Origin of the sequence: Micromonospora sp. NPDC000316, assembly GCF_042898885.1 — a bacterium.
Taxonomy (GTDB): Bacteria; Actinomycetota; Actinomycetes; order Mycobacteriales; family Micromonosporaceae; genus Micromonospora.
In genome coordinates this window covers 1-9,547 of record NZ_JBIAZG010000036.1, presented here as the reverse complement: position 1 = coordinate 9,547, position 9,547 = coordinate 1, and the positions used below count along the sequence as shown (strand labels likewise).

At 70.9% G+C, this 9,547-nt stretch carries 8 protein-coding genes and 1 pseudogene; 4 read left to right on the top strand and 5 right to left on the bottom strand.

What is annotated here, in order from left to right; translation table 11 throughout:
* Positions 1-555, top strand: a 555-nt coding sequence (locus ACFY2Q_RS29335; RefSeq protein WP_387135879.1) for a hypothetical protein, incomplete at its 5' end; no start/stop codon positions are given.
* A gap of 316 nt (positions 556-871) precedes the next feature.
* Here ACFY2Q_RS29335 and ACFY2Q_RS29330 read toward each other — a convergent pair.
* Positions 872-2,314 (bottom strand): annotated as a pseudogene (locus tag ACFY2Q_RS29330) (MFS transporter).
* An 85-nt stretch (positions 2,315-2,399) separates the two neighbouring features.
* Positions 2,400-2,636: a hypothetical protein gene (locus tag ACFY2Q_RS29325; protein WP_387135877.1), complete on the bottom strand. Its 237-nt coding sequence runs from the start codon at positions 2,634-2,636 to the stop codon at positions 2,400-2,402.
* A gap of 149 nt (positions 2,637-2,785) precedes the next feature.
* Between ACFY2Q_RS29325 and ACFY2Q_RS29320 the strand changes: the two genes are divergently transcribed.
* Entirely contained in the window at positions 2,786-3,943 is a 1,158-nt protein-coding gene (locus tag ACFY2Q_RS29320; RefSeq protein ID WP_387135875.1) for a geranylgeranyl reductase family protein, read from the top strand.
* A gap of 227 nt (positions 3,944-4,170) precedes the next feature.
* Entirely contained in the window at positions 4,171-4,344 is a 174-nt protein-coding gene (locus ACFY2Q_RS29315; protein WP_387135873.1) for a hypothetical protein, read from the top strand.
* A gap of 55 nt (positions 4,345-4,399) precedes the next feature.
* On the opposite strand, the gene ACFY2Q_RS29310 is transcribed toward ACFY2Q_RS29315, so the two are convergent.
* Positions 4,400-6,190 (bottom strand): bifunctional metallophosphatase/5'-nucleotidase, encoded by a 1,791-nt coding sequence (locus tag ACFY2Q_RS29310; protein WP_387135871.1) that lies wholly within the window; start codon positions 6,188-6,190, stop codon positions 4,400-4,402.
* A gap of 165 nt (positions 6,191-6,355) precedes the next feature.
* On the opposite strand from ACFY2Q_RS29310, the gene ACFY2Q_RS29305 reads away from it, so the two are divergent.
* Positions 6,356-7,258 (top strand): SDR family oxidoreductase, encoded by a 903-nt coding sequence (locus ACFY2Q_RS29305; protein ID WP_387135869.1) that lies wholly within the window; start codon positions 6,356-6,358, stop codon positions 7,256-7,258.
* Between the two features lie 454 nt (positions 7,259-7,712).
* Here ACFY2Q_RS29305 and ACFY2Q_RS29300 read toward each other — a convergent pair whose 3' ends face one another.
* Positions 7,713-8,372: a nucleotidyl transferase AbiEii/AbiGii toxin family protein gene (locus ACFY2Q_RS29300; RefSeq protein ID WP_387135867.1), complete on the bottom strand. Its 660-nt coding sequence runs from the start codon at positions 8,370-8,372 to the stop codon at positions 7,713-7,715.
* Positions 8,369-8,710 (bottom strand): hypothetical protein, encoded by a 342-nt coding sequence (locus tag ACFY2Q_RS29295; protein WP_387135865.1) that lies wholly within the window; start codon positions 8,708-8,710, stop codon positions 8,369-8,371. Before ACFY2Q_RS29295 ends, ACFY2Q_RS29300 begins: the two co-directional genes overlap by 4 nt.
* Between the last annotated feature and the right edge of the window lie 837 nt (positions 8,711-9,547).

Sequence of the window (9,547 nt, the reverse complement as noted above, 5' to 3'; positions counted from 1 at the left end):
AACTCGATCATTCGTAAGAGTGTGCTGTCTGTTGCTGGTCTCGCGTTCGCCGGTGGTGTGTTCGCCGGTCCGATCGCCGCTCACGCCGCCACCCCTGTCGACACCAAGCCGGTAGCGGTCGCGGTGCAGTCGGTGAAGCCGCAGGGTGAGCAGTCCCGCATTCCGTTGAACGATAAGCAGACCGGCAACGTGAAGGCGATCATCGCGGCGACGAAGAAGGCCGGCCTGTCCGAGCGGGCCGCGGTCATCTCCATCGGCACGAGCCTGCAGGAGTCGAAGTTGGAGAATCTGGGTCACCTGGGTGACCGCAACGACCACGACTCGCTGGGTTTGTTCCAGCAGCGCCCGTCCAGTGGTTGGGGTACGCCGGAGCAGATCACCGACCCCGCCTACTCCACCACCGCGTTCCTCAAGGGCCTGAAGCAGGTTGATGGTTGGCAGGACATGCCGTTGACCGACGCCGCGCAGACCGTGCAGGTCTCGGCCTACCCGGACGCCTACGCGCAGTGGGAGCAGCAGGCCGCCGACCTGGTCGGCCAGTACTGGAACAGCTGACCCACCGCAACACCGCACAGCATCACCGCAGGACCGCACGGCAGGACCGCTGGCCGGCACCCCGCACACAGGGGTGCCGGCCAGCGGCATATCCAGACCCAGGCGCCAAGCGCCATGCCCGAGGTTCGACGGCCGGCTCTCCGGACAACCGCCGGGACCGGGTAGCCGCCGGGATCGGGTAGCCGCCGGGATTGGGCAGCCACCGGGATCGGGCTGGCGCCAGGACCGGACAACTGCCGGCCGGGCAGCCAACGGGACCGACGACCGCCGGGACCGACAACCGCCGGGACGGGCTGAGGGCGTACCCCGGAGGGTTTCAGGTTTTGGTGTGGTTGTGGCTGCGGAAGATGTCGATAAGCGCGGCGATCAGCGCGAGCGCGATGATTCCGGTGGCGAGCAGGAGGGACATCTCGAAGGCGGTGGTCCAGTTGCCGCGGCTGCTGCTCAGCGTGGAGAAGAACATCGACCCGACGGCGGCGATGCCGGCGGCGGCGCCGATGCGTTGACCGGTCTGGAGCATGCCGGCGCCGCTGCCGGCCTGGGGTACGGGCACCTGGGCGAGGGTGAGCGTCTGGTTGGGGGCGATGACGAGGCCGCTGCCGATGCCGGCGACGAGGAGCGGCCCGGCGGTGACCCAGGGGGCGGGGGCGTGCGGCCAGATGCGCAGCGCGACCACCGTCGCGGCCAGCCCGATCACCACGCCGAGCAGGCCGATGGCGACCAGGGGCCGCCCGAAGCGGTTGACGATGCGTCCGCCCAGCGCGGACGCGGCGGCCGACCCGAGAGCGAACGGGGTGATGGCCAGGCCGGCGACGAGCGCGCTGTAGCCGAGGCCGTTCTGGAGGAACAGCGTGAAGATGAAGAAGATCGCGGTGAAGCCACCGAAGTAGACGAGCGCGATGATCGCTCCCAGTGTGTACGACTGGAAGGTGAACAGCCGCAGGTCGAACAGGGGTTCGCGGTGTCGCTCGTACCACCGCTCCCAGAGTCCGAAGGCGACGAGCACCGCCAGGCCGGCGGGGATGAGTGCCCACTTCCAGGGGGTGCGCCACTGCTGCTCCTGCACGAGTGGCAGTAGGACCAGGACCACTCCCACGCCGAGCAGCAGCACCCCGACCGGGTCGAGCCGCCGTCGGCCCGCCCGTCCGGCGGGGCGTTCGGGCAGCAGGCGCCAGCCGAGGATCATCGCGACGATGCCGACGGGCACGTTGACGAAGAAGACCCACCGCCATCCGTGTGACTCGCCGCCGATGGCGATGAGCAGCCCTCCGAGCAGCGGCCCGATGGCGGTGGAGATGCCGATTGTCGCGCCGAGCAGCCCGAACGGGCGCGCTCGTTCCGGCCCTCGGAACAGCTCCTGGATCAGCCCGGTGACCTGCGGGTTGACCACACCCGCGGCGGCGCCCTAGAGCAGCCGGGCGGCGACCAGCCAGGTGGGGGAGGTGGCCAGGCCGGCGAGGGCGCTGGTCGCGGTGAACAGCCCGATGCCCAACACGAACGCGTTGCGCCGGCCCCGGGCGTCACCGAAGCGGCCGGCGGGCACGAGGACCAGGCCGAAGGTCAGCGCGTACCCGGAGAGGACCCACTGCAGGTCACTCGGGGAGGCGTGCAGCGCGCGGTCGATGGAGGGGACCGCGACATTGACGATGCTCACGTCGAGCAGCGTCATGAATGCGGCGACAAGCCCGACACCGACGGCCTGCCAGCGTCTGCGGTTCTCTGCCGCGTCGACCGGCTGGGCCGGTTGCGCCGTGCTCATCGTGCCCCCCGCTGACTGTCGATCACGCTTCCCTGACCGCTACCCCGGTCAGCGGGGGGCGAATCGTCGCGGATGGAGCGACGCGTCACGCCATCTGGCGGGCGCAGAACCGGGGGCCGAAGTCGAGGCCCGCCATCGGCGAGTCCTCGCGGTGCAGCAGGCCCTTCTCGGTGAGCATGTGCAGCGGTTCGTGCACCTCCTGCTCGGTGAGCTCGGACGCTTCGGCGATCAGATCCGGATAGGGCACCTGGCCGCGTGTTTCGAGGGTGGTGACCGCCTGGTACACCCGTTGCTCGATCTCCGACAGCTGCACCTGCTGCATGATCGCCTCCTCCTCTGCCCGTCCGCCTCAACGCGGACGGTTGCGCCGCGTCGGTTACCCCCTCGGTGACCGAAGATGCCCACTCGATCGGGCGGTCGGCGGCCTGCCGTGCGCGGGCCGGAGGCCCCCTGGTGCCCTAGGCTGCATCCGTGATCGTCTGGGATCTCGTCGTCGTCGGCGCCGGCCCCGCCGGGCTCTCCGCCGCACACGCCGCCGCCCGTGCCGGAGTCCGCACCCTGGTTGTCGAGCGGGCCACGCACCCCCGCTACAAGACCTGCGGCGGCGGCCTGATCGGCACCTCGCTTGCGGCGGTGCGGGACCGGATCGAGGTGCCCGCCGACGACCGCGTGGACCGGGTGACGTTCACCCGCGACGGCCGTCGGGAGTTCACCCGTCGCAACGACAGTCCGGTGCTGACCATGGTGCGCCGCGAGGAGTTCGACGACCGGCTGCGCGCGGCGGCCGTCGCCGCCGGCGCGCAGGTGCGGGAGCGGGTCGCGGTCCGCGCGATCGAGCAAGATCCCGAGGGGGTACGCCTGCGGCTGTCCGACGGCACGACAGTCACCGCCCACGCGGTGATCGGCGCGGACGGCTCCTCAGGGGTGACCGCCCGGCACGTGGGTGTGCGGTACCGGCAGGTGGATCTGGGGCTGGAGTTGGAGGTGCCGGTGCCGCCCGCCGAGCAGGAGCGTTGGCGAGGTCGGCTGTTGCTGGACTGGGGAGCGATGCCCGGCTCGTACGCCTGGGTGTTCCCGAAGGGCGACCGGCTGACCATCGGCGTGATCGCGGGCCGGGGTGCGGGGGAGGGGACCCGTGCGTACCTGCGGCAGTTCGTCGACCGGCTGGGGTTGACCGGGTTGCCGGCGGAGCACGACTCGGGTCACCTGACCCGCTGCCGTGAGGAGGACTCGCCGTTGCGCAACGGTCGGGTGCTTGTGGTGGGGGACGCGGCAGGGCTGTTGGAGCCGTGGAGCCGCGAGGGCATCAGCTTCGCGCTGCGCTCCGGTGAGATGGCCGGCGCAGCGGTCGCCGACGGGGACCTGGCCGGCTACGAGCGGGCGGTCGCCGAGCGCCTGGTGCCGTCGATGCGGGCGGGCTTCCGGCTGCTCGACCTGTTCACCGGTCGCCCGGCGGTCTTCCACGCCCTGTTGGCGACCCCGCCGGGGTGGCGGATGTTCGTCCGGTTCTGCCAGGGGCAGGCGAGCTTCGACGAGATGATGGAACGCCTGCCGATCCGGGCGGCGCTCGCGGTGCTGGAGCGGCTGCCGAACCCGCGCCGCGCACGGATGGCCGCCCCGCGCGGCTGATCTGGCGGCCGGGCTGCGCGGGCCGGCCGCCAGATCGCCACCGGCGCCACCGCAGCGCCGCAGCCGTCGCGGAGGCCAGCAGGGCCGATCTTCGCCAAACACCCAGGATCCTAGGATGCCTTAGGCGACGTGCGCGGCGCGACCCCGCAGCGCAGATCGCGCCAGATGGAGTGCTGGCGCGACGCCAGTGGGTCGCCGGACAATGAGGCAGAGCAGGGGAGGTGCCGATGGCTGAGCAGCCGTTCACCGACGACGAGTACGCGTTCCTGCGCCACGTCCGCTTCGGGGAGTTGCCGCCCGCCGTCCGCCCGGACGAGCGGGTCGCGCTGACCGAGACTGATCCCGGGCGTGATTCCCCGCAGCGGTCCGAGGATCCGGTTCGCTGGAACGTGCAGGGCTGAGAACGCACGACGGGCCGCGGGTGTCGCCACCCACGGCCCGCCTTTCGTGCCGAGGTCAGAAGACCGGCACGCCTTCGCGTACCAGCCGCCAGTTGGGCTGGAAGAAGTCGTCCGGGTTGATCGTCCCGTTGGCCTGCGCCCAGTCGATGAGCAGTTGGCGGATCTCCTGCTGCTCGTTGTAGACCTGGGTTTTGACGATGCCCGGGAAGTTGCCGCCGCCGCTGCGCCGGTAGTTGTTCACCGCCACCACGAACTGCGCGTTGTCCGCGACCGGGGTGTCCGTGCCCGGCAGGACCAGCCGAGTGATCCGCTGACCCACCGGCTTGGAGATGTCGATGTCGTAGTCCAGGCCGGAGAAGACGTCGTAGTTGTAGTCCGGCACCGCCGGGTCGCTGATCTGCTCCGGGTCCACCGGAGCGCCCGGGGCGAGGGTGCGGAAGAACTTCGCCGAGTACTCCAGGTACGCGCGCACCTCGGCGCCGCTGAGCACGACCGCCTCAAGGGTGTTGTCGTACACGTACAACCCAGCCACGTCGCGGATCTTGACGTCGCCGGCGGGGAAGACCGCCGTGCGGCTGAACGGCGCCGCGATCGACAGCACCGGCAGGTCGGCGTACGCGGTGCCGGCAAGCGCCGCGTCGACCACCTCGGTCTGCACGTGGTTGATGAAGTCCAGGATCGGCGTGTCCTTGTACCGCGACTCCGCCGCCGACAACTCGACAGTGGACTGTGCGACCACCTGGTTGACGTACGCCACGGTCTTCTGGTGTTGGGCCCGCACGGCGGCCAGGACCTTCGGGTCCTCGACGACCGTGTTGGTGTTGAGCATGCTGGCGGCCTTCTTGATGATCGTCCACCGGCCACGCTCGCGGGCGAGGGTGAAGTCCATCCGGGTGAGCCGCTGGCCCCACTTCGACGGCTCGGAGAGCAGCACCTGCGCGCCGGTCCGCTCGTTGGTGACGAACCGTTCGACCACCTCGTTGTGGGCGTGACCGAAGAGGATCGCGTCGATCCCCGGCACCTGCTGGGCGATGAGCGCCACAGGGTTCTCGTTCGGTAGCTCCGGGCCGTAGCTGGAGGTGCCGCTGTCGCCGCCGTGCGCGGAGATCAACACGAGGTCCGCGCCGCGAGCGCGCATGACCGGCACCCACTTCGCGGCTGTGGCGATCATGTCGTCGAAGCGCAGCCTGCCCTCGACGTTGCCCCGATCCCAGATGGCCACGCCGGGGTTGGTCAGGCCGAGGATGCCGACCCGCAGGGTCGGCGCGGCGAAACCGAGGGAGACCTTCTTGATGACGTACGGCAGGAAGGCCGGCTTTCCGGTCTTCGCGTTGACCGCGTTGGCGGCGAGCGCCGGGAAGCCGAGCTGGCGGATCCACAGGTCCAGCAGCGGTAGGCCGTAGTTGAACTCGTGGTTGCCAAGCGTCACGGCGTCGTAGTCGATGATGTTCATCGCCCGCGCCATCGGGTGCTTCTCCCCGGTGGCGGTGATCGGCTCCTGCTTCGCGTAGTACGTCGCGAGGGGAGTGCCCTGGATGGTGTCGCCGGCGTCGAGCACAAGCGTCGCCTTGCCACGGCGCTCCCGACGGATCTGGTTGATCAGGGTCGCCAGCTTCGCCACGCCGATGTCGTTCTGCCTGCTGTCGTCGTACTCGGCGTCGCGGTAGTAATCCCAGTTGTAGACGTTGCCGTGGGTGTCCGACGTGCCCAGGAGGGTGAGGTCCCAGGTGCGCGGCCGGGCCGGGCCGCCCGCCTGCGCGGGGGCGGCGGCGATCAGCGGCGCGCTCGCCGCCGCGGCGGCGGCGGCGAGCACCCGGCGACGCGACGGGCCGGAGGGAGAGGTCATGTCGTGCCCTTCCATGGGGGTGGATGCGCCTCGTGAGCGCCTCGCGCACCATAACGAGCGCACGCCGCTCCCGCCACGCCTGGCCCGCCAGCCGCTGGGGTTTTCGCAGGCCACCGCAGGGTAGGGCAGTCAGGGACCGGATCCGCGTCGCAGGAGGAGATGTCGGTGAGCAAGGACCAGCACACCCAGCAGGACCCGACCAACCAGTACGGCCAGCAGTCCGGCCAGCCCGGTCAGCAGCAGACGCCGCCCGGCTCGACGGGCGAGATGACGCCCAAGCCGGACCACGGCGAGGAGTCGTACCGGGGCAGCGGAAAGCTCGACGGTAAACGGGCGCTGATCACCGGCGGTGACTCGGGGATCGGTCGAGCCGTCGCGATCGCCTTCGCGCGTGAAGGCGCGGACGTGCTCATCTCGTACCTGAGCGAGGAGGAGGACGCAGACGCCCAGGAGACCATGCGGCTCGTCCAGGCCGCCGGCCGGCGGGGCATCGCGGTACGCGGCGACATCACCGACGAGTCGCACTGCCAGGAGTTGGTCGACCGGACGGTACGTGACCTGGGCGGCATCGACATCCTGGTGAACAACGCCGCCTACCAGATGTCGCAGGACAAGGGCATCCTCGGCATCAGCACCGAACAGTTCGACCGTGTCCTCAAGACCAACCTGTACGCGATGTTCTGGCTCTGCAAGGCCGCCATCCCGCACCTGCCCGAAGGGTCGGCGATCATCAACACGGCGTCGATCCAGGCGTTCGACCCGTCGCCGCAGCTGCTGGACTACGCCACCACCAAGGCGGGGATCGCCAATTTCACCAAGGCCCTCGCCGCCGACCTGGCCGAGCAGGGCATCCGGGTCAACGCGGTCGCTCCCGGTCCGATCTGGACGCCGCTGATCCCGGCCACCATGCCGCAGGAGAAGGTCGAACAGTTCGGCACCGACACCCCGCAGGGCCGCCCCGGGCAGCCCGCGGAGCTCGCCCCGGCGTACGTCTTCTTCGCATCCCAGGAGTCCAGCTACGTCACCGGCGAGGTCCTGGGAGTCACCGGGGGCCGACCGACCAAGTGACTCGCCGCCGGGCGGGCGTTCAACGGGTCGTCCGCCCGGCGGCCGTTCTCCGGCGCGGGCGTCGAGCAGGGCCTGCCGAGCCTGGTTCGCCACCTCGGTCGCCGCCAGGTCATCGCCGACCGGACGGCCGGCGCTGGCTGGTCGGCACTTTTCGGTCGGTGCTGTTCGGCCCGGCGTTGTCCGGCCGGTGGTGTTCGGTCGGTGCTGTTCGGCCCGGTGTTGTCCGGCCGGTGGTGTTCGGCCGGTGCTGTTTGGTTGGTGCTGTTCGGCCCGGTGGTGTTCGGCCAGGGCTGTGACCGGGACTGTTCGGCCCGGTGGTGGCGCCTTTGGCCCGGCGGTGTGGCGGTGGCGTCTTTGGTGTGGTGGCGCGGCGCGTTCCGTTGGCTCGTTGGTCCGCGTCCGCGTCCGCCTCGGTCGGGCCTCAGCAGGTGTCGGGTCTCAGCCGATCTCGCCGTCAGCGTGGCCAGGTGGCGAAGCGCTGCCGGACCTGGGCGACGTCGGCCGCGCTCAGCCCGTAGCGGCCGAAGCGCTGCTCGGACAGCCGGTCCAGGTAACGGCCGGCGGCGCGCACGTCGGCCGGATCCAGGGCCGGGTCGACCTGCCGGGCCAGCACCAGCAACTCCGTCACGTCGTAGTGCTCCAGGGCAGCCGCCACGTCGATGAAGTCACGGACCTCCCGCCGGTTGACCAACGCCGCGATCTTGTTGGCGACCAGGTCGCGGACGTCCATCACCGGGCCGAGGTCCATCACCACGGGGCTCTGCTGCCGGTCGAGCCGGGCCAGGCTGAGCCGGATCTGCCGCCCGTCGCGGCTCACCACGAAATCCTTCATATCCTGGTCGTACCCGTCGAAGAGCTCGGCCAGCTCACTGTCCGGGTCGGCGTCGGTGACGGTGAACCCGGCGCGCTCGAGCGCCACGCGAACTCCGTCGGAGGCGGCCGCCGCGGCGCCCTCCACGTCGGCGAAGAGGTCCACGTCCTCCGTCGGGCGGGCGACCAACCCGTGCGCGGCCCAGGCCACCCCGCCACCCAACACGAACCGGTGTGGCCCGGCGGCGGTCAGCGCGACCCGGGCCACCTCCCGGTAGAACTCGTGCAAGTGTGGCGCGATCACGCCGCGCGCAGGCCGCGATGCCGGCTCTCCCACGCCAGGCGTACGCCCCGGGGCAGGTTGAGCAGCCGCCATACCCGGCGCAGTGTCCGCCCGTTGATCAGGACGCGCAGGTCCTCGGCGCAGGTGGTTTCGCGGAGCACGTTCTCGTACATCCAGAGCAGTTGGTCCGGATCGCCGAGGTCGAAGGTGCGCTCGGCGTTCCACATCAACCGCACCGGCAGCTCCACCACGCCCCGGGTGGGACCGGCCAGCTCGGCGAGCGTCCGCGCCACCACGGCAGGGCGACCCGGACGGGCCAGGAAGGCCACGCCGGTCGCGGTGGGGGAGACGGCCTGCATGCTGTCAGGGTAACGCCCACCCGAGCCGGTGTCGCTCACCACGCACCTACCGCCTCGGGTCGGCTCCTCGTCGTGGCCCGGATACGAGCTTCCCGGGCCGGCTGCGGCTGATACTGCGGCCGTTGCGTGGTTGTTGTTGAGGTGGGCGGGGTGTGGCGGGTTGCCGCGGGGGTCGACCCATGTCCGGCTCCAAGCGCCCAGGTGCGACAGGTGCGCCGGCGCGGGCGGTCAGGCGTGACCCGCATGCCGGACGCGGGCGGTCAGGCGTGGCCCGCATGCCGGAGGCGGGCGGTCAGGCGTGGCCCGCATGCCGGAGGCGGGCGGTCAGGTGCGGCGCGTGGCGCCGGACGCGGGGGCAGGCGTGACTCGCATACGGCCGGACACGGGACCGTCGTGGTCGCGCGCTCCGTGCCGCCGCTGAAGGCGGTCAGGCGTGACCCGGATGCGGCCGGATGCGGGCGTTCAGGCGTGACCGTGACCGTGTGCCGGACGCGGGCGGAACCCGCAGGCGCTTTGGGGGCTTTGTGTGGTTGCGAGTGGTGTGCGGCGGCAGGGGCGGGGTTGATCGACTCGACATCGGCGATGTCGGGGTGTCCCGGTGCCGTGGATACCGCGATATCAGCGATGTCGAGTCGATCATCCCCGATCGGCTGGTCTGATCCCGCCACCTTGAGTGGCGTGTCCGTTTGCGGGTGGTCTCGGGGTGTGACCGGTGGCATCCTGGGGCCGGAATCGTGGCGGGCTCGGACGGGTTACATATCCTGACGATCGCAGTACCACCGGCCGCCGGCCCGCCCCGCACGCGGGGTTGGAATGCCCGGCCAGGCCCGGTCGTTA